Annotated in this window: 19 protein-coding genes; 14 read left to right on the top strand and 5 right to left on the bottom strand. The window is 71.1% G+C overall.

Going from position 1 to position 19,098, the window contains the following annotated elements; translation table 11 throughout:
- Window positions 1-150: 150 nt before the first annotated feature.
- The 12 genes from mshD to SMA5143A_RS43175 all read left to right on the top strand — a co-directional run bounded on the left by mshD (window position 151) and on the right by SMA5143A_RS43175 (window position 11,946).
- Complete coding sequence (gene mshD, locus SMA5143A_RS31060; protein WP_107466151.1) at window positions 151-1,080, top strand: mycothiol synthase; 930 nt, start codon at window positions 151-153, stop codon at window positions 1,078-1,080.
- Window positions 1,081-1,217: 137 nt separating this feature from the next.
- Window positions 1,218-1,613, top strand: a complete 396-nt coding sequence (locus SMA5143A_RS31055) for a GntR family transcriptional regulator (protein ID WP_107466150.1) — start codon at window positions 1,218-1,220, stop codon at window positions 1,611-1,613.
- Window positions 1,610-2,560: an ABC transporter ATP-binding protein gene (locus tag SMA5143A_RS31050; protein ID WP_107466148.1), complete on the top strand. Its 951-nt coding sequence runs from the start codon at window positions 1,610-1,612 to the stop codon at window positions 2,558-2,560. The genes SMA5143A_RS31055 and SMA5143A_RS31050 overlap by 4 nt, the downstream gene beginning before the upstream one ends.
- The gene (locus tag SMA5143A_RS31045; protein WP_107466146.1) at window positions 2,557-3,543 is read left to right on the top strand and encodes an ABC transporter permease; all 987 of its coding nucleotides are present in this window, start codon (window positions 2,557-2,559) and stop codon (window positions 3,541-3,543) included. The genes SMA5143A_RS31050 and SMA5143A_RS31045 overlap by 4 nt, the downstream gene beginning before the upstream one ends.
- On the top strand, window positions 3,540-4,532 hold the full coding sequence (locus SMA5143A_RS31040; protein WP_107466144.1) for an ABC transporter permease: 993 nt from the start codon (window positions 3,540-3,542) through the stop codon (window positions 4,530-4,532). The genes SMA5143A_RS31045 and SMA5143A_RS31040 overlap by 4 nt, the downstream gene beginning before the upstream one ends.
- Entirely contained in the window at window positions 4,529-5,518 is a 990-nt protein-coding gene (locus tag SMA5143A_RS31035; RefSeq protein WP_107466142.1) for an ABC transporter permease, read from the top strand. Before SMA5143A_RS31040 ends, SMA5143A_RS31035 begins: the two co-directional genes overlap by 4 nt.
- Window positions 5,515-6,348: an ABC transporter permease subunit gene (locus SMA5143A_RS31030; RefSeq protein WP_107466141.1), complete on the top strand. Its 834-nt coding sequence runs from the start codon at window positions 5,515-5,517 to the stop codon at window positions 6,346-6,348. Before SMA5143A_RS31035 ends, SMA5143A_RS31030 begins: the two co-directional genes overlap by 4 nt.
- 414 nt (window positions 6,349-6,762) lie before the next feature.
- The gene (locus SMA5143A_RS31025) at window positions 6,763-8,994 is read left to right on the top strand and encodes an RNA degradosome polyphosphate kinase (RefSeq protein ID WP_063799080.1); all 2,232 of its coding nucleotides are present in this window, start codon (window positions 6,763-6,765) and stop codon (window positions 8,992-8,994) included.
- Window positions 8,975-10,063 (top strand): CHAD domain-containing protein, encoded by a 1,089-nt coding sequence (locus tag SMA5143A_RS31020; RefSeq protein ID WP_181362081.1) that lies wholly within the window; start codon window positions 8,975-8,977, stop codon window positions 10,061-10,063. The genes SMA5143A_RS31025 and SMA5143A_RS31020 overlap by 20 nt, the downstream gene beginning before the upstream one ends.
- The gene (locus SMA5143A_RS31015; RefSeq protein WP_107466137.1) at window positions 10,060-10,473 is read left to right on the top strand and encodes an NUDIX hydrolase; all 414 of its coding nucleotides are present in this window, start codon (window positions 10,060-10,062) and stop codon (window positions 10,471-10,473) included. The genes SMA5143A_RS31020 and SMA5143A_RS31015 overlap by 4 nt, the downstream gene beginning before the upstream one ends.
- A gap of 329 nt (window positions 10,474-10,802) precedes the next feature.
- The gene (locus tag SMA5143A_RS31010; protein ID WP_107466135.1) at window positions 10,803-11,627 is read left to right on the top strand and encodes a hypothetical protein; all 825 of its coding nucleotides are present in this window, start codon (window positions 10,803-10,805) and stop codon (window positions 11,625-11,627) included.
- Window positions 11,628-11,775: 148 nt separating this feature from the next.
- Complete coding sequence (locus SMA5143A_RS43175; protein ID WP_181362082.1) at window positions 11,776-11,946, top strand: hypothetical protein; 171 nt, start codon at window positions 11,776-11,778, stop codon at window positions 11,944-11,946.
- Between the two features lie 59 nt (window positions 11,947-12,005).
- On the opposite strand, the gene SMA5143A_RS31005 is transcribed toward SMA5143A_RS43175, so the two are convergent.
- Window positions 12,006-12,371: a metal-sensitive transcriptional regulator gene (locus SMA5143A_RS31005; protein ID WP_107466133.1), complete on the bottom strand. Its 366-nt coding sequence runs from the start codon at window positions 12,369-12,371 to the stop codon at window positions 12,006-12,008.
- 188 nt (window positions 12,372-12,559) lie between these two features.
- Here SMA5143A_RS31005 and SMA5143A_RS31000 point away from each other — a divergent pair, with 188 nt between their 5' ends.
- Window positions 12,560-13,180 (top strand): DUF47 domain-containing protein, encoded by a 621-nt coding sequence (locus tag SMA5143A_RS31000; RefSeq protein WP_055519254.1) that lies wholly within the window; start codon window positions 12,560-12,562, stop codon window positions 13,178-13,180.
- 7 nt (window positions 13,181-13,187) lie between these two features.
- Window positions 13,188-14,186 carry an inorganic phosphate transporter gene (locus SMA5143A_RS30995; protein WP_107466131.1) on the top strand — a complete coding sequence of 333 codons (999 nt, stop codon included), beginning with the start codon at window positions 13,188-13,190 and terminating at the stop codon, window positions 14,184-14,186.
- A 157-nt stretch (window positions 14,187-14,343) separates the two neighbouring features.
- On the opposite strand, the gene pstB is transcribed toward SMA5143A_RS30995, so the two are convergent.
- The 4 genes from pstB to pstS all read right to left on the bottom strand — a co-directional run bounded on the left by pstB (window position 14,344) and on the right by pstS (window position 18,528).
- Window positions 14,344-15,120 (bottom strand): phosphate ABC transporter ATP-binding protein PstB, encoded by a 777-nt coding sequence (gene pstB / locus SMA5143A_RS30990; RefSeq protein WP_099963459.1) that lies wholly within the window; start codon window positions 15,118-15,120, stop codon window positions 14,344-14,346.
- A gap of 70 nt (window positions 15,121-15,190) precedes the next feature.
- Window positions 15,191-16,255, bottom strand: coding sequence for a phosphate ABC transporter permease PstA (gene pstA, locus SMA5143A_RS30985; RefSeq protein ID WP_107466129.1), 1,065 nt, complete (start codon window positions 16,253-16,255; stop codon window positions 15,191-15,193).
- Window positions 16,252-17,259 carry a phosphate ABC transporter permease subunit PstC gene (pstC, locus tag SMA5143A_RS30980; protein WP_107466127.1) on the bottom strand — a complete coding sequence of 336 codons (1,008 nt, stop codon included), beginning with the start codon at window positions 17,257-17,259 and terminating at the stop codon, window positions 16,252-16,254. The genes pstA and pstC overlap by 4 nt, the downstream gene beginning before the upstream one ends.
- A gap of 138 nt (window positions 17,260-17,397) precedes the next feature.
- Window positions 17,398-18,528 carry a phosphate ABC transporter substrate-binding protein PstS gene (gene pstS / locus SMA5143A_RS30975; RefSeq protein WP_107466125.1) on the bottom strand — a complete coding sequence of 377 codons (1,131 nt, stop codon included), beginning with the start codon at window positions 18,526-18,528 and terminating at the stop codon, window positions 17,398-17,400.
- Between the last annotated feature and the right edge of the window lie 570 nt (window positions 18,529-19,098).

The following is a 19,098-nucleotide window of genomic DNA, read 5'->3' as shown; positions in this document are numbered from 1 at the left end:
CCACTCCGCCTACGCAGGCCGGTTCGCGTCACCCGCCGCCCCTCCACGCGAGCGGGATCAGGCCATCCACCTACCCCCGCCCGTCACCCCGGGGAACCGACCCCGTTCCGAGGCGCCCTCCCGTCGCGGCCCCCGGCTACTCTCGAACCCATGACCAGCGACGACGCCGCCCGGCCCCACTCAGCCGCCCGCAGTATCGAGACCCGCCTGGAACTCACGCCCGACCAGAGGGCGGCCGTCCTCGACCTCCTCGACGAGGCCGCCCAGGTCGACGGCCAGCCCGCGGTGTCCGAGCAGGGGCGCCTCCAACTCCGCGGCGGCCCCCGCGAGGGCGTCCGCCACCTCCTCCTCAGCGTCGACGACACCCTGGTCGGCTACGCCCAACTGGAGGACACCGACCCCGTCGAGGCCCCCGCGGCCGAACTCGTCGTGCACCCCTCGCACCGGGGCCACGGCCACGGGCGGGCCCTCGGTTCGGCGCTGCTCGCCGAGTCCGGCAAGCGGCTGCGCGTCTGGGCGCACGGCGGCCACTCCGCGGCCCGTCATCTCGCCCAGGTCCTCGGCCTGACCCTGTTCCGCGAACTGCGCCAGATGCGCCGCTCGCTGGCCGATTTCGACCCCCCGGAGCCGGTCCTCCCCGCGGGCGTCACCGTCCGCGCGTTCGTGCCCGGCGAGGACGACGCGGCCTGGCTCGCCGCGAACGCGGAGGCGTTCGCCCACCACCCCGAACAGGGCTCCCTCACGCAGCGCGACCTCGACGACCGCAAGGCCGAACCCTGGTTCGACCCGGCCGGCTTCTTCCTGGCGTTCCGCGGCGACGAACTCGCCGGCTTCCACTGGACGAAGGTGCACGCCGCCGAACAGCTCGGCGAGGTGTACGTCGTGGGTGTCCGCCCCGGCGCCCAGGGCGGCGGCCTCGGCAAGGCGCTCACCACGATCGGCCTGCGTCACCTGGCGGCGCAGGGCCTGCCCACCGCCATGCTCTACGTCGACGCGGACAACAAGGCGGCGGTGACCGTGTACGAACGCCTCGGATTCGTGACGTACGAGACGGATCTGATGTACCGCAGCGAAACCTGACGCACGGGGCGGGGGCCGGGGCTCCCCCGGCGGAAGTCGTCCACGGGCAGGAAACGGGCAGGGGGCGGTGTGTTGACACCGCCCCCTCTCTTGCACCACCCTTTCACTACTCAATTAGTGAAAGGGTGGTTGTTCGAGTGGTCGAGTACCGCATCGACCGGCGCAGCGGTGTCGCCACCTATGTGCAGATCGTCCAGCAGACCAAACAGGCCCTGCGGCTCGGCCTGTTGGAACCCGGCGACAAGCTCCCCACGGCCCGCGAGGTCGTGGAGGCCACCGCCATCAACCCGAACACGGTGCTGAAGGCCTACCGCGAGCTGGAGCGCGAGGGCCTGGTCGAGGCCCGCCGCGGCCTCGGCACCTTCGTACGGAAGTCGTTGGGCGCCCATCCGGTCGACTCCCCGCTGCGCGAGGAGCTGGACCGGTGGACCGTCCGGGCCAAGGAGACCGGGCTCGAACGGGGCGACGTCGAGGCGCTGTTCACCTCCGTACTGGACGAACACTTCAAGGAAGATCAGGGGGACGAGGCATGACCGACACGGCCATCGAGGCGGCCGCACTCGGCAAGAAGTTCGGGTGGCGACAGAAGGGCTGGGCGCTGCGCGACTGCACGCTGCGGCTCCCGGTGGGGCGCGTCTGCGCGGTCGTCGGACCGAACGGCGCGGGCAAGTCGACCCTGCTGGCCCACGCGGCCGGCCTGCTCGCGCCCACCGAGGGCGGCATCAGCGTGCTGGGCACGACCCCGTCGGCGGCCCGCGAACGCATGGCGTACGTCGCCCAGGACAAGCCCCTGTACCCGCAGCTCACCGTCGCCGAGACCCTGCGCATGGGCGCCGAGCTGAACCCCCGCCGCTGGGACGCGGCCGTGGCCGAGCGGATCGTCGAGGAGGGCGGGCTGGACTTCGGCTCCAAGATCCGCTCCCTCTCCGGCGGCCAGCGCACCCGGGTCGCGCTGGCCCTCGCCCTCGGCAAGCGGCCCGAACTGCTGCTGCTGGACGAGCCGATGGCCGACCTCGACCCGCTGGCCCGGCACCAGCTGATGGGCACCCTGCTCGCGGACTCCGCCGAACACGGCACCACGGTTGTCATGTCCTCGCACGTCGTGGCCGAACTCGAAGGCTCCTGCGACCACTTGTTCCTCCTCGGCGGCGGTCGCGTCCGCCTGGCCGGCCCGCTCGACGCGCTCATCGCCGCCCACACCCTGGTCACCGGCCCGACCGGCGACCTCGCCCCGCACACCGTCGTCGAGTCCCGTACGACCGGCCGTCAGATCACCGCGCTCATACGGCCCGAGGGCCGGATCGCCGCCGGCTGGCAGACCGACGAGCCGACCCTGGAGGAACTGGTCCTCGCCCACCTGCGGGCCCCCGGCGCCCCGGCGCTCACCCTCCCGGACGAGGGGGACGCCCACAAGGAGGCCAACGGCGGGAACGGCGACGGCGAGACCAACGGCACGCGCACCAGCGGAGCCTCCGTATGAGCGCCGTGACCACCGTGTACGCCGGGGCATCGGACCGCCGCCCCGCGCACCCCGACCGCGCCCTGGCCCGTGCCGTGCTGCGCCCGCACCAGTCGGCCCTGTGGTTCTGGGGACTGCTGGTGGCGCTCATCGGCGGCGGACTGCTCTGGGCCGCGGGGCCGGGGTTCGACGCGGCCTGGGACGCCTATCTCAAGAGCGGATGCCGGGAGACCGACTACTGCGAGATGGGCACCGCGTACCAGCACTACGACCTGGTCGTCTCCCTGGGCTCCGCCGTCCTGACCGTCGCCCCCGCCCTGATCGGGGCCTGGGCGGGCGCCTCGCTGATCGGCCGCGAGCTGGAGAGCGGCACGGCGAGACTGGCCTGGACCCAGTCCGTCACCCCGGCCCGCTGGCTCGCCGCCAAGCTGGCCGTCCCGGCCGCCCTGATCGTGTCGGGGACGGTCCTGCTCACCCTGCTGAACCGCCTGGTGTGGTGGCGGGAGGAGCCGCTGCGGGACGCGGTGGTCAGCCGGGACTGGTTCGCCGTCACCACCTTCACGGGCAACGGCACCCTCGCCACCGCCTACGCCCTCCTCGCCCTGGCCGTCGGCGTGGTGGCCGGCCTGCTGCTCGGCCGTTCGCTGCCCGCGCTCGCCGTCGGGTTCGCGGGCACGGCCGCCCTCGTGGGCGTCCTCCAGGGGAACCGGCACCACCTGTGGCCCGTGGCGGAGGCACGCGGGACCGCCTCGGAGCCTCTGTGGACCGGCATGCTCGTCGACCATGGCGTCATCACCGCCTCGGGCGACCGGATCTCCAACGTCCTCTGCGGGGACGTCGACTGCGGCCGCAGCGACGTCGTCGGCTACTGGGCCCAGTCCCACCCCGCGTCCCACTTCTGGCCCCTCCAGCTCGTCGAGACCGGCATCGTCCTCGCCGTCACCGCCCTGCTGGTCCTCGCCTCCTTCCACCTGCTGCGCCGCCGCACGGGAGGCGCCGCGTGACCGCCCTCACGACCACCGCGTCCCGCCCGAGAGGCGGCCCGCGCGGACTGACCTGGACGCTGCTGCGCCTGCACACCGCGGCCGTGTGGTTCTGGGCGCTCCTCGTCGCCGTGGCCGCCGGGTGCCTGCTGTGGGCCCGGGTACCGGGCGGCGACGCCGCCTGGGCCGCGTACACCTCGGGAGGCTGCGACAACGGAGTGGTGGACGAGGGCTGCAACCTCAACGCCCCCGCGATCGAGCTGTACGGCACGGCCATGTACCTGGGCTCCGCGATCATCAACATCGCGCCGCTGCTCGTCGCCGTCTGGGCGGGCGCCGCGCTGATCGGGCGGGAGCTGGAGAACGGCACGGCGAAACTGGCCTGGACCCAGTCCGTCACCCCGGCCCGCTGGCTCGCCGCCAAGCTGGCCCTCCCCGCGGGCCTGCTCACCGCCGGGACCCTACTGCTGGTCCAGCTGCACCGGATCATGTGGCAGGCGCACGACAGTCGGTGGAAAGGGGCCGGCGTCTGGCAGTGGCACGACAGTCAGATCTTCGTCGCCAACGGCCCCGTCGCCGTCGCCCACGTCCTGCTCGGCCTCGCCGCTGGCGTCCTGATCGGCCTGCTCACCCGCCGCTCCCTGGCCTCCATGGGCTACGGCTTCTTCGCCATGGGCGGTCTGCTCTACGTGCTCGAACTGGTCCGGCCGTACCTGTGGCCGGCGCGAACCGCGACGACCACGGCCGCCGAGGGCCAGCCCGCCTACATCGGCATGACCGTCGAGGTGGGCGGCATCACCCCCGGCGGTGTCCGGGTCCCCGACCTCTGCATGGTCAGCACGGAATGCATGCCCGGAGAGGATGTCGTCGGCTACTACCGCGGCTACCACCCCGCGTCCCACTTCTGGCCGCTCCAGCTCGTCGAGACCGGCGTCGTCCTCGCCGTCACCGCCCTGCTGGTCCTGGCCTCCTTCCACCTGTTGCGCCGCCGCACGGGAGGCGTGTCATGACAACGACCGTCGACACCACCGCCCCCACCACCCGAGGGCGCCCGCGCCTCCACGGCCTGACCGGGACGGTCCTGCGTCTGCACCGCCCGGCACTGCTGGTGTGGTGCGCGTACGTAGTGGTGATGGTCGGGTGGATGCTCTGGGTGCACCACGTCTCGGGGGCGCAGGCGCGCGCCGCGCTGGACACCTGCCGTGGACAGGACGGCGGCTGCGTCGACTTCGACATGTTCGCCTTCGAGGAGGGCATGTCCATGGTCGGTGCCTTCGTCGCCTACGCCTCCTACGCCGTGGCCGCCTGGGCGGGTGCCTCCCTGATCGGGCGCGAACTGGAGCACGGCACGGCCCGACTGGCCTGGACCCAGTCGGTCACCCCGACGCGCTGGCTCACGGTCAAGCTGGCGGTTCCCGCAGTCGCCCTCACCGTGGGCACCACGGTGCTGATGCTGGTCTACCGCTGGATCTGGTCGGCGAACCAGGAGGTGCGCAGCGACGAGTGGTACTACGGCGACCCCTTCGTCAACCGTGGCCCCGCGGTCGTCGCCTACGCCCTGTGCGCGCTGGCCGTCGGCGCGCTGGCGGGCCTGGCCCTGAAGCGGGCGCTGCCGGCGCTGGGCACGGCCTTCGCCTTCATCGTCTGCCTCCACCTGTACCTCGACGAGCGGTCGGACACGCTGTGGCCGGCGAAGACGCTCACCGGCACCGCCGCGAGCCGGCTGCCGATGTCGGCCGACCAGCTGGAGCTGGGCGCGGTCACCGGCTCGGGTGCCCGGATCAATGACCTGACCTGCTTCGGCATCGACACCGACGCCGACTACGCCAGGTGCATGGCCGACAACGGCTTCACCGACCTGTACGCCGAGGTGCACCCCCAGTCCCACTTCTGGCCCCTGCACCTGATGACCACCGGCGTCCTCCTCGCCGTCACCGCCCTGCTGGTCCTGGCCTCCTTCCACCTGTTGCGCCGCCGTACGGGAGGTACGTCATGACGACCGCCGTCGCCGCCACTCGTCAAGGCCCCCGCCCGCGCGGCCTGATCTGGACCGTGCTGCGCGTGCACCGCCCGGCCCTGCTGGTGTGGAGCGCGTACGTCCTGCTGATGGTCGGCTGGATGCTCTGGGTGCAGCACGTCTCGGGCGCGCGGATACGCGCCGAGCTGGACGCCTGCCGGAGGAGGCCGGAGGGCGCGTGCATCGACGTGATGACGTTCAGCCACTCCATGAACGAGGGCTGGATCGGCACCCTCATCGCGTATGCCTCCTACGGCATCGCCGCCTGGGCCGGTGCCGCCCTCGTCGGCCGCGAGCTGGAGCGGGGCACCGCCCAGCTGGCCTGGACCCAGTCCGTCACCCCCGCCCGATGGCTCACCGCCAAGCTCGCCGTGCCGGCCGTCGCGCTGACCGTCGGGACCACCGTCCTGGTCCTGGTCTACCGCTGGTTCTGGTCGGCGGGCCAGGACCTGCGGGGCGGCGAGTGGTACGACCCCGACCCCTTCCTGAACCGCGGCCCGGCGGTCCTCGCGTACGCCCTGTGCGCCCTGGCCGTCGGCGCCCTCGCGGGCATCGCCCTGCGGCGCTCCCTGCCCGCCCTGGCCGTGGCGTTCGGCCTCGTCCTCTGGTTCCACCTGTACGTCGACCGGCACTGGCACGAGCTGTGGCCCGCGAGGACCCTCTCCGGCACCGACGGCAGCTGGTTCCCCAGCGACCACCCGGCCTCCCACTTCTGGCCCCTGCACCTGATGACCACCGGCGTCGTCCTCACCGTCGCCGTCGTGGCCACCGGCGCCGCCTACTGGCTGCTGCGCCGCCGCACCCGCTGACGGCGCCCCGGACCCGGCACGCCCTTCCTACGGGGGGAGGGGCGTGCCGAAGGCGTGCACCGGCGCGGGCCCGAGGAGTCGGGCACCTCGGGGGCACGCGGGCGCGCACCTGGGGAACCGGCGGGCCTCCCTGCGCTATCCCGCACGTAAGGTCTCCGTAACCGGCGATTCAGACGAGCTTGCGACGCTTCCGCAATGAACCCCGTCCCGCCCGAGCCCTCGCCTCCCCCACGCAACGGCCCAAGCAACGGGAAGAGCGCGGGGAACGGCCGTCCTACGGCCACCGCTGCCCACCCCGGCGGCACCGACGACGTCGTCGCGCGGATCGACGCGGACATCGCCGGGAACGCCGTCGCGCTCCCTGTGGCCCTCTCCGACGCGCCTGTGATGCTCGCGGCGCGGAAGAATGGTGCCATGAGCCAGTCCAACGCCCAGGCACAGGTCCAGCACGCGCAGCCGTCCGTCGGCTCCATAGCCGCGCACCGCCCGCACACGGTGGCCGCGGTCGTCTCCGATCTCGAACCCGACATGGACGCCGACCTCGACGCCTACGAGGAGGCGCCGTACGACGGCGACCGCCTGCCGCAGAACCGCTTCCTCGACCGGGAGCGCAGCTGGCTCGCCTTCAACGAGCGTGTCCTGGAACTCGCCGAGGACCCGAACACGCCCCTGCTGGAGCGGGCCAAGTTCCTCGCGATCTTCGCCAGCAACCTGGACGAGTTCTTCATGGTCCGGGTGGCCGGTCTGAAGCGCCGCATCGCCACGGGTGTCGCCACCAAGTCCGCCTCCGGTCTCCAGCCCCGCGAGGTGCTGGAGATGATCTGGGCCCGCTCCCGTGAGCTGATGGCCCGGCACGCCGCCTGCTTCCACGAGGACATCGCCCCGGCCCTCGCCGAGGAGGGCATCCACGTGGTCCGCTGGGGCGAGCTCACCGAGAAGGAGCAGGCCCGCCTGTTCACTCTCTTCCGGCACCAGATCTTCCCCGTCCTCACCCCGCTCGCCGTGGACCCGGCGCACCCCTTCCCGTACATCTCGGGCCTGTCGCTGAACCTGGCCGTGGTCGTCCGCAACCCGGTCTCCGGCCACCGGCACTTCGCCCGCGTGAAGGTCCCCCCGCTGCTCTCCCGCTTCCTGGAGGCCTCCCCCAGCCGCTACGTCCCGATCGAGGACGTGATCGCGGCCCACCTGGAGGAGCTGTTCCCGGGCATGGAGGTGCTGGAGCACCACGCCTTCCGCCTCACCCGCAACGAGGACCTGGAGGTCGAGGAGGACGACGCGGAGAACCTGCTCCAGGCCCTGGAGAAGGAGCTCATGCGGCGCCGCTTCGGGCCGCCGGTGCGCCTGGAGGTCGAGGAGTCCATCGACCGGTACGTCCTCGACCTGCTGGTCCGCGAGCTGAAGATCTCCGAGGCCGAGGTGTACCCGCTGCCGGGCCCCCTCGACCTCACGGGTCTCTTCGGCATCGGCGCCCTCGACCGGCCCGAGCTGAAGTACCCGAAGTTCATCGCCGGCACCCACCGCGACCTCGCCGAGGTCGAGTCGGCGTCGCCGCCCGACATCTTCGCCGCCCTGCGCGAGCGGGACGTCCTGCTGCACCACCCGTACGACAGCTTCTCCACCTCCGTGCAGGCGTTCCTGGAGCAGGCGGCCGCCGACCCGGACGTCCTCGCCATCAAGCAGACCCTGTACCGGACCTCCGGCGACTCCCCGATCGTGGACGCGCTGATCGACGCCGCCGAGTCCGGCAAGCAGGTCCTCGTCCTGGTCGAGATCAAGGCCCGCTTCGACGAGCAGGCCAACATCAAGTGGGCCCGCAAGCTGGAGGAGTCGGGCTGCCACGTCGTCTACGGCCTGGTCGGTCTGAAGACCCACTGCAAGCTGTCCCTGGTGGTCCGCCAGGAGGGCGAGACCCTGCGCCGCTACAGCCACGTCGGCACGGGCAACTACCACCCGAAGACGGCCCGCCTGTACGAGGACCTGGGCCTGCTCACCGCCGACCAGCAGGTCGGCGCGGACCTCTCCGACCTGTTCAACCGTCTCTCCGGCTACTCCCGCCGCGAGACGTACCGCCGGCTCCTCGTCGCCCCCAAGTCCCTGCGCGACGGACTGATCGCCCGCGTCAACAAGGAGGTCCAGCACCACCGCGCCGGACGTCCCGCGTCCGTCCGCATCAAGGTCAACTCGATGGTCGACGAGGCCCTGATCGACGCCTGCTACCGGGCCTCGCAGGCCGGGGTGCCCGTCGACATCTGGGTGCGCGGCATCTGCGCGGTACGCCCCGGCGTCCCCGGCCTCTCGGAGAACGTCCGCGTCCGCTCCGTCCTCGGCCGCTTCCTCGAACACTCCCGGATCTTCGCCTTCGGCAACGGCGGCGAGCCCGAGGTGTGGATCGGCAGCGCCGACATGATGCACCGCAACCTCGACCGCCGGATCGAGGCCCTCGTACGAGTCACCGACCCGGCGCACCGGGCGGCCCTCAACCGCCTGCTGGAGACCGGTATGTCCGACACGACCTCCTCCTGGCACCTGGGCCCCGACGGCGAGTGGACCCGGCACTCGACCGACACGGACGGCCAGCCCCTGCGCAACGTCCAGGAGATGCTCATTGACGCCCGGAGGCGCCGGCGTGGCACAGCAACACCTTGACCCCAGGAACTCCACGGCCGTCGCCGCCGACGCCCTCGCCGGGTATCTGCGGGCCCAGGCCACCGAGTTCCTCCGCGCGCTGCGCACCCACCGGGAGACCGGTGGGGGCGCGGCCGGCGGAGCCGAGGAGTCCACCGACGCGGCGCTCGCCCTGCGCCGCTCGGCCCGCCGCATCAGTGGCACCCTCCACACCTTCCGCCCGCTGCTCGACGCCGACTGGTCGGAGTCCCTCCGCCCCGAACTGGCCTGGCTGTCGGGCACCCTGGGCCGCGAACACGCCTACGCGGCCCGGCTGGACCGCCTGGTGGCGGCCCTGAACCGGCTGTCCGGAGCCACCGCCGCCCTCCCCTCCCAGGCCGGCGCCGCCGTGGCGGGCCGCTCCGCCGGGTCGGAACGCGCGGGCCCCGGACCCGGGGGCACCCGCGCCCCGGCCGCCCCCGACCGCGGCAGCCTCACCATCGGCGCCGCGAAGGCGGGCGCCCTCCTCGACCGCCAGCTCACCCTCGCCCGCACCCGGGCCCACTCGGCGGCCCTCCAGGCGCTCGGCTCCTCCCGCTTCCACGCCGTCGCCGACAGCGTCGCCGTCCTCGCCAGCGAGGTCCCCCTCACCCCCACCGCCCCCGCCCTGGACCTGCGCCCCCTGGCCGCTGCCGCCCACGACCGCCTCCGCGACGCCGTCGCCGGCCTCCCCCTGCTGACCGCCGGCCACCCCTACAACGCCGAGGCCCTCGTCCACGGCCTCTCCCCCGACACCGCCCCCCACCCCCAGGACGCCCCCTGGCACCAGGTCCGGCTCCTGCTGCGCCTCCACCGCTACGCCCTGGAGGTCCTCCACCCCCAGGCGGTCCCCGTGGACATGCGCCTCCTCGCGGCCGGTGAGGCCCTCAACCGGCACCGCGACGCCTCCGAGGCGGCCTCCGCCGCGGCGGCCGCCGCCCGCACCCCCCGGATCGCCCCGGCCACGGCCTACGCCCTCGGCGTCCTGCACGCCGACCAGCGCCACGAGGTCGAGGCGGCCCGCTTCGCGTTCCAGCAGTCCTGGCAGAAGGAGACGGTGAGCACGTCATGAGCGACGACGTCATCCAGGCGGCGGGCTGCGTCCTGTGGCGCCGCTCCCCCGCCGCCGGGCAACTGGAGATCTGCCTGGTCCACCGGCCGAAGTACGACGACTGGTCCCACCCCAAGGGCAAGTTGAAGCGCGGCGAGGCCCCGCTCGACGGTGCGCTGCGCGAGGTCGAGGAGGAGACCGGGTACCACTGCGAGCCCGGTCCGCGGCTGCCCTCGACCCACTACTTCGTGAGCGGACGCGCCAAGCGGGTCACCTACTGGGCCGCCGAGGCCACCGCGGGTTCCTTCACCCCCAGCCGCGAGGTGGACCGCGTGCTCTGGCTGGACCCGGCCGCCGCCCGCGCCCGGCTCACCCAGCCCCGTGACCGGGAACTGGTCGACGAGTTCCTGACCACCCTGCGCCTGGCCTGACCCCGGCCCGCACGCCCCTCACCCCGCGGCGGCGTGCCCCTCGGCGTCGGTCCGGGCCAGGCTGCGGGCCCTGCGCGCCGGACCGCGCCAACCGCAGACGCAGCGGGCCACACAGAAACGGCCCTGTTCGACGGTCGTCGTGCGGTGCTCCTGCGGTAATACCGCCTCGTCGTGCTGTGCCACACGGTGACGTTACCCAAGGCAGGTGAACGTCTCACCAACTCGCCTCCCGGCACCCGCGGGAGGCACCCGCGTGACGACCGCCCCTACCCGTCGTTAACCGGACGGCAGGAGGACCCGGTACGGACCGGCCAGGGGGTTTGCGGGCGATGGTGACGCGGCGGCACAACAGGGCGGGCTCGGTGCTCGTCGCGGCGGGACTCCTGGTCTCCCCCCTGGGCTGCGCCCCCGGCGCCCCCGGCGACGACACCGCCGCCTCCGACCCCGTCGACCTCCTGCACCGCGCCGCCCCCGCCCTCGTCCGCGCGGGCAGCTCCAAGACCCGTACGGAGATGGAGATGGCCACCGGCGGCACCCGCGTCACCATCCACGGCGAGGGCGTCTACGACTACGGCAGACAGCTCGGCCGGCTACAGGTGCTGCTGCCGCAGGACCCGGCCGGCACCAGCGAGCACCGCCCCATCACCGAACTCCTCGCCCCCGGCGCGCTGTTCATGAAGAACCGGGGCGCGGGCGTCCCCGCCGACAAGTGGGTCCGCGTCGACACCGGCACCCTCTCCGACGGCAATCTGGTCACCGGCGGCGCCACCGACCCGTTCGCCGCCGCCGAGGTGCTGCGCGGCGCCCGCTCCGCGACCTATGTCGGGCGGGCCGAGGTGGACGGCACCCCCGTGAGCCACTACCGCGGCACCGCCGACCTCACCGCCGCCTCCCGCGCCGCCTCCGAGGGCAACCGGGCCCCGTTGCGCGCCGCGGCCCGGGGGTTCGCCACCGCCACGGTGCCCTTCGACGCGTATCTCGACGACGAGGGCCGGATCCGCAAGGTCCGCCACCGGTTCAGCTTCGTCAACGGCCGGCAGCAGGACACGGTGGCCGTCGCCTCGACGACCCTGCTGTACGACTTCGGCGTCCACGTCGCCGTACGGCTGCCGCGGCCGGAGGACATCTACGCGGGGAAGATCGCGGAGGACTAGGACGCCCTTCAACGGGGTCTCGCCTCGCGGGTCGTGGAAATCCCTCGGGGAAAGCGCGGGGCCGGAAATGGTCCGTTGGTGCCATGCGCGGCCTGTGGGCCGCTGCCTACCCTAGGAAGTCGGTGACGGCGGAGAAGAGGTGATGCGCGTGGCTCCGGCAGGCGGTACGGCGGTCCATGACCACGTGGCCCTCGCCGAGATCGAGCTCTGCGGTGACCTGATCATCGCCGCCTCGGCCACCGACGGGGACCGCCTCAGCCCCGACCGCATCGACGAAGTCCTCCGCGTGGGGGAAGAACGCGCCCAGGGCGCCCCGTAACCCTTCCCCGGGCACGCGGCGGTGGCCGAAATTCGATCACCGGGCGGCCGGGCCGGCGCTCAGGTCCGCAGCAGCCGGCCGATGGCCTTCGTGGCCTCCTCCACCTTCGCGTCGACCTCGGCGCCCCCCTTGAGGGCCGCGTCGGCGACGCAGTGCCGCAGGTGTTCCTCCAGCAGTTGCAGCGCGAAGGACTGCAACGCCTTGGTGGAGGCGGAGACCTGCGTGAGTATGTCGATGCAGTAGACGTCCTCGTCGACCATCCGCTGGAGCCCACGAATCTGGCCCTCGATGCGCCTCAGCCGCTTGAGATGCTCGTCCTTCTGGTGGTGGTACCCATGGATTCCATGGTCGTGGTCGGTCACGACAGGCGGCTCCACGGCATCCGCGACGGAGGGCGCTTCCGCGCCGGCCCCGGTGGTCGTCATCGCGTCCTCCAGACATATACCCCTACTGGGTATATCGTATCGAACTTTGGCGGGTATACGGCCTCCGGGCAGCCCCCCTGTCGACGCCGTTGCCTGATGGGCGACACTGGGGGACGGCCCATTAGCCGTGGCCGGATGATGCACTTAGCATCAGCCTGACCGAAACCGATGCACCCCGAGGACCCCTTGTGCGCTTTCGTCTGACCCCCAGGGAGACGAGCTTCTACGACATGTTCGCCGCCTCCGCGGACAACATCGTCACGGGCTCGAAGCTCCTCATGGAACTGCTCGGGGCGGACACGTCTGCCCGGGCCGAGATCGCGGAGCGCATGCGGGCAGCCGAGCACGCCGGTGACGACGCCACCCATGCGATCTTCCACCAGCTGAACTCCTCGTTCATCACGCCGTTCGACCGCGAGGACATCTACTCCCTCGCGTCGTCCCTCGACGACATCATGGACTTCATGGAGGAGGCCGTCGACCTGGTCGTCCTCTACAGCGTCGAGGACCTCCCGAAGGGCGTCGAGCAGCAGATCGAGGTCCTGGCACGCGCGGCCGAACTGACGGCCGAGGCGATGCCCAACCTCCGCACCATGGACAACCTCACCGAGTACTGGATCGAGGTGAACCGGCTGGAGAACCAGGCGGACCAGATCCACCGCAAGCTGCTCGCCCATCTCTTCAGCGGCAAGTACGACGCCATCGAGGTCCTGAAGCTCAAGCAGATCGTGGATGTGCTGGAGGAGGCGGCGGACGCCTTCGAGCACGTGGCGAACACGGTGGAGACCATCGCGGTCAAGGAGTCCTGAGCCCTACATGGACACCTTCGCTCTGGTCGTGACCATCGGGGTCGCGCTCTTCTTCACGTACACCAACGGCTTCCACGACTCCGCGAACGCGATCGCGACCTCGGTCTCGACCCGGGCGCTCACCCCGCGCGCGGCCCTCGCCATGGCCGCGGTCATGAACCTCGTGGGCGCCTTCCTGGGCAGCGGGGTCGCCAAGACCGTCAGCGAGGGGCTGATCTCCACGCCGGAGGGCTCGAAGGGGATGGGCATCCTCTTCGCCGCCCTCGTCGGCGCGATCACCTGGAACCTCGTCACCTGGTACTTCGGCCTGCCCTCCTCCTCCAGCCATGCGCTGTTCGGCGGCATGGTGGGCGCGGCCCTCGCGGGCGGCACGACGGTCTACTGGTCCGGCGTCCTGGAGAAGGTCGTCATCCCCATGTTCGTCTCCCCGGTGGTCGGCCTGGTCGTCGGCTACCTGGTGATGGCGGCGATCATGTGGATCTTCCGCCGGGCCAACCCGCACAAGGCCAAGCACGGCTTCCGTATCGCGCAGACCGTGTCGGCGGCCGGCATGGCCCTCGGCCACGGTCTCCAGGACGCCCAGAAGACGATGGGCATCGTGGTGATGGCCCTGGTCATCGCGGACGTCGAGGACTACGGCGACCCGATCCCGATCTGGGTGAAGATCGTCTGCGCCGTCATGCTGTCCCTCGGCACGTACGCGGGCGGCTGGCGCATCATGCGCACCCTGGGCCGGAAGATCATCGAACTCGACCCGCCGCAGGGCTTCGCCGCCGAGACCACCGGCGCGTCGATCATGTTCATCACGGCCTTCATCTTCAAGGCCCCCATCTCGACGACCCACATCATCACCTCGGCGATCATGGGTGTCGGCGCCACCAAGCGGGTGAACGCGGTCCGCTGGGGCGTCGCCAAGAACATCGTCCTCGGCTGGTTCATCACCATGCCGGCGGCCGCCATCGTCGCCGCGGCCAGTTTCTGGATAGTGAACCTGGCGTTCCTCTGACGGGAACACCGTCGGAAAAGGGCGCGGGCCCGTCCCCCGGGAGCCGGGGGACGGGCCCTTTACCTACCTCGTGGCGGCACCGCCATGCAGCACCACGAGGGGTTCTTGAGGCCGGACGGAAACCGCGACCGCGGCTCCCTCCGGCCGAGGCGTCGGCCTAGCCGAAGCGGCCGGAGATGTAGTCCTCCGTGGCCTGCACGGACGGGTTGGAGAAGATCCGCTCGGTGTCGTCGATCTCGATCAGCTTGCCCGGCTGCCCGACGGCCGCCAGGTTGAAGAACGCCGTACGGTCCGAGACACGCGCCGCCTGCTGCATGTTGTGCGTCACGATGACGATCGTGAACCGTTCCTTCAGCTCACCGATGAGGTCCTCGATGGCGAGCGTGGAGATCGGGTCCAGGGCCGAGCAGGGCTCGTCCATGAGCAGCACGTTCGGCTCGACCGCGATCGCCCGGGCGATGCAGAGCCGCTGCTGCTGACCGCCGGAGAGGCCGGAGCCCGGCTTGTTGAGACGGTCCTTGACTTCGTTCCAGAGGTTGGCGCCCTTGAGGGACTTCTCGACGACGTCGTCCATCTCGGACTTCTTCTTGCTGCCGACGAGCTTCAAGCCGGCCGCCACGTTGTCGTAGATCGACATCGTCGGGAACGGGTTGGGGCGCTGGAAGACCATGCCGACCTCACGCCGCACCGACACCGGGTCGACCCCGGCGCCGTACAGGTCCTCGTCGTCGAGCATGACCTTGCCCTCGACGCGGCCACCCGGCGTGACCTCGTGCATCCGGTTCAGGGTGCGCAGGAAGGTGGACTTGCCGCAGCCGGAGGGGCCGATGAAGGCCGTCACGGTGCGGGGCTCGACGGTCATCGAGATGTCCTCGATGGCCCGGAAGGAACCGTAATAGGCGTTGAGGCCGCTGACGTCGATTCGCTTGGCCATGTGAATCACTGCTTCTTTCGCGAGGAATTCGCGGGGAATTCGCTGGGGATCTGGTCGCTGTGTGGCCGCGTCAGCGACCGGACTTCGGGGCCTTCCAGCGGGCGATGCCGCGGGCCGCCAGGTTCAGGATCATGATGAAGGCGATGAGCGTCAGGGCCGCCGCCCACGCACGGTCGTACGCCGCTCCGGAGCCGCCGCTGTTGGCGTACTGGAGGTAGATGTACATCGGCAGCGACGCCTGCGGGTCGGAGAAGGGGTTCGCGTTGATGAAGTTCGACCCCCACACCAGCAGCAGGACCGGGGCGGTCTCACCGGCGATACGGGCGACCGCGAGCATCACACCGGTCGTGATGCCGCCGATCGCGGTCGGGAGCACCACCTTGAGGATCGTGCGCCACTTCGGCACGCCCAGCGCCAGCGAGGCCTCGCGCAGCTCGTTCGGGACGAGCTTGAGCATCTCCTCGGTGGAGCGGACGACGACCGGCAGCATCAGGATGGTCAGCGCCATCGCGCCGGCGAAGCCGGAGGGGCCCATGTCCAGGATCAGGATCCAGGTACTGAGGATGAACAGGCCCGCGACAATCGACGGGACACCCGTCATGACGTCGACGAAGAAGGTGACGGCCTTGGCGAGCTTGCCGCGGCCGTACTCGACCAGGTAGATCGCGGTCAGCACACCGATCGGCACGGAGATCAGGGTGGCGAGGCCGACCTGCTCCAGGGTGCCGAGGATGGCGTGGTAGATGCCGCCGCCGGGCTCGGTGTCGGCGACCACGCCCATCGAGTGCGTGAGGAAGTAGGTGTCGAGGACCTTCACACCGCGGCTGACGGTCTCCCAGACGAGGGAGGCCAGCGGGGCGACGGCGAGGAGGAACGCGACCCAGACGACGCTGGTCGCGACCCGGTCCTTGGCCTGTCGCTTGCCCTCGACGCGGGCGGCGATGCCGAACGTCCCGGCGACGAAGAGGACGCCCGCGATCAGGGCCCACTGGATGGAGCTCTCCAGGCCCAGGGCGGCGGAGATGCCGAGGCCGAGGGCGACGGAGGTGGCGGCGACCGCCCAGGAGAACCACTTGGGCAGGGACGCGGCGCGCAGGGTGCTGGGGCGCTTGTCGGAGAGAGTTGCGTTGCTCATGCGTTGGCCCCCGAGAACTCCTTGCGGCGGGCGATGATCAGGCGGGCCGCGCCGTTGACCAGCAGGGTGATGACGAACAGGACCAGACCGGAGGCGATGAGCGCGTCCCGGCCCATCTCGGTGGCCTCGCTGAACTTGCTGGCGATGTTCTGGGCGAAGGTGCCGCCGCCCGGGTCGAGCAGGCTGAGGTTGATCTCGAAGCTGGAGGACAGGACCATCGCGACGGCCATCGTCTCGCCGAGGGCGCGGCCGAGGCCGAGCATCGAGGCGGAGATGACACCGGAGCGCCCGAAGGGCAGGACGGCCATGCGGATGACCTCCCAGCGGGTGGCGCCGAGGGCCAGCGCGGCCTCCTCGTGCATCCGCGGGACCTGGCGGAAGACCTCGCGGCTCACGTTGGTGATGATCGGCAGGATCATGATCGCGAGCAGGATGCCGACGGTGAGCATCGAACGGGGCGCGCCGCCCTGCCATTCGAAGACGCCGGTCCAGCCGAGGTAGTCGTTCAGCCAGCCGTAGAGGCCGTCGAGCTGCGGGACGAGCACGAGGGCGCCCCAGAGGCCGTAGACGATGGACGGCACGGCGGCGAGCAGGTCGATCACGTACGCGATGGGGCCGCCCAGCTTGCGGGGGGCGTAGTGCGTGATGAACAGGGCGATACCGACGGCGACCGGGACCGCGATGGCCATCGCGATGATCGACGACACGAGGGTGCCGAAGGCAAGCACGGCGATGCCGAAGACCGGCGGGTTGCCGGTGGGGTTCCACTCGAAGGTGGTGAAGAAGTTGCCCTCGTCCTTGCCGATCGCGAGCACGGCGCGGTAGCTGAGGAACACGGCGATGGCCGCCATGATCACCAGCAGGAAGATGCCGGAGCCGCGGGAGAGGCCGAGGAAGATCCGGTCGCCGGGGCGGGTGGCGCCGCGGGCGGCGCGCTTCTCCTCCGCGGCGGGCGGCGGCGGTGTGGAGGGGAGTGGCGTGTCTTTGGTCGTGGATATGTCCATCAGGTTCTCCGGTCTGCGGAGCCGTCGTCGTGCGGACGGCGACTCGGGGCGGAGCCGTCCGCGGTGGCGGAACGGCTCCTGGCGGCGGTGCACCGGACGGTGCGGCCCAGTCCCGGTCGGGGCTGGGCCGCACTCAGGTCAGCTCAGGCCCGAGATGGTGCTGCGGACCTTGGTGATGATCTCCTCGGGCATCGGGGCGTAGCCGGCGTCGGCGAGCAGGCCCTGACCGTCCTCGGAGGCGATGTAGGTGAGGAAGGACTTGGTGGCGGGCAGGGTGTCCGCCTTGTTGCCCTTGTCACAGGCGATCTCGTACGTGACGAGGGTGATCGGGTAGGCGCCCTCGGCGGTCGGCGTGTAGTTCAGCTTCAGCGCGAGGTCCTTGCCGGTGCCCACGACCTGGGCCTCGGAGATGGCCTTGGTGGCGTTCTCGACGGTCGCCTTGACCGGCTCGGGGGCGCCGGTCTTGATGTCGACCGTGCTCATGCCGTCCTTGGCGTAGGAGAGCTCCATGTAGGAGATGGCGCCCTTGGTCTCCTTCACGCCCTGCGCGACACCGGAGGAACCCTGCGCGGACTGGCCGCCCTTGGCCTGCCAGGCCTTGCCGCCCTCGTACTTCCAGTTGTCGGGCGCGGCGGCGATCAGGTACTTGGTGAAGTTGTCCGTGGTGCCGGACTCGTCCGAGCGGTGGTACGGCTGGATCTTGAGGTCGGGCAGCTGGGCGTCGGGGTTCAGCGCCTTGATGGCCTTGTCGTTCCAGTTGGTGATCTTGCTGTCGAAGATCAGGGCGAGGGTCTTGGCGTCCAGGACCAGGGTGTCGACGCCCGGGACGTTGTAGCCGACCGCGATCGGGCCGCCGACCATCGGAAGGTCGATGCCCTGACCACCCTTGCAGACCTCCTTGGAGGCGGTGACCTCTTCCGGCTTCAGCGCGGAGTCGGAACCGGCGAAGGCGACCTGACCCTGGGTGAACGCGGTGATACCGGCGCCCGAACCGCTGCCCTTGTAGTTGATCTGGACGCTCTTGCAGGAGGCCGTGTACTGCTTGACCCAGGCGTCGATGGCGTTCTTCTGCGCGGAAGAGCCGTCGGCCAGCAGCTGGCCCTTGGCGTCGCCGCAGTCGATCTTGCTGTTGGCCGGCGCCGAGCTGCCGCCACCCGCGTTGTTGCCGCCCGTGTCGTCCGACCCACAAGCCGTCAGGGTCAGGGCGCCGGTGACGGCGACAGCACCGAGAGAAAGGGCGCGCAGTCGGTTCTTGCGCTGAAGCTTCACTTTCGGGGGTTCCTTCCAGGAGCCGCCGTCCACATGGCGGCGTGCGAAGTCGTCGTATCAGCCTCAGGAGTGCTCTTGCGCACCGATGCCCCTCTGGCTGCTGTCGTCACGGGAGGCGGGGCCGCGTTCTCGGCCCACATCCCGCACCGGGTAAGGCCGAAATTAGGCAGATCAGGTGAAGCCGCCGATGGACGGAAGTGAACGGCGAGTGAACCCCTGCCGACAGTGCGGTGAGGTAACGGAATGCTTACGGCGGCCACCGTCCTCTGGACCGAACGCCCATGCGCACTGACACCCTGCGGTGCGGGGTCGACCGGCATCTATGCAATTCACAGGCGGAGAAATCCTTAAGAAAAGGAAACTCCACCCATACCAGACACGTCCACCCGGACTGGGCGGCGGCTCGGGGAACCACGCGGGAAACCACCGAGCACCCGCACACGCGCGACGACATCGGGAACCCGGGCTCATGGGCGCCCCGATCCGGCGGGCACCCGAAGGCACGCGACGGCGGAGGGAACCCCAACCCCACCAACCCCCGTCTCGTCTCACGACCCCAACTCGCGGCGC

The sequence above is a fragment of the Streptomyces sp. MA5143a genome, from assembly GCF_900290235.1.
Taxonomy (GTDB): domain Bacteria; phylum Actinomycetota; class Actinomycetes; order Streptomycetales; family Streptomycetaceae; genus Streptomyces.
The sequence above is the reverse complement of the archived record's forward strand: the minus strand, read 5'-3'. Positions and strand labels throughout refer to the sequence as shown.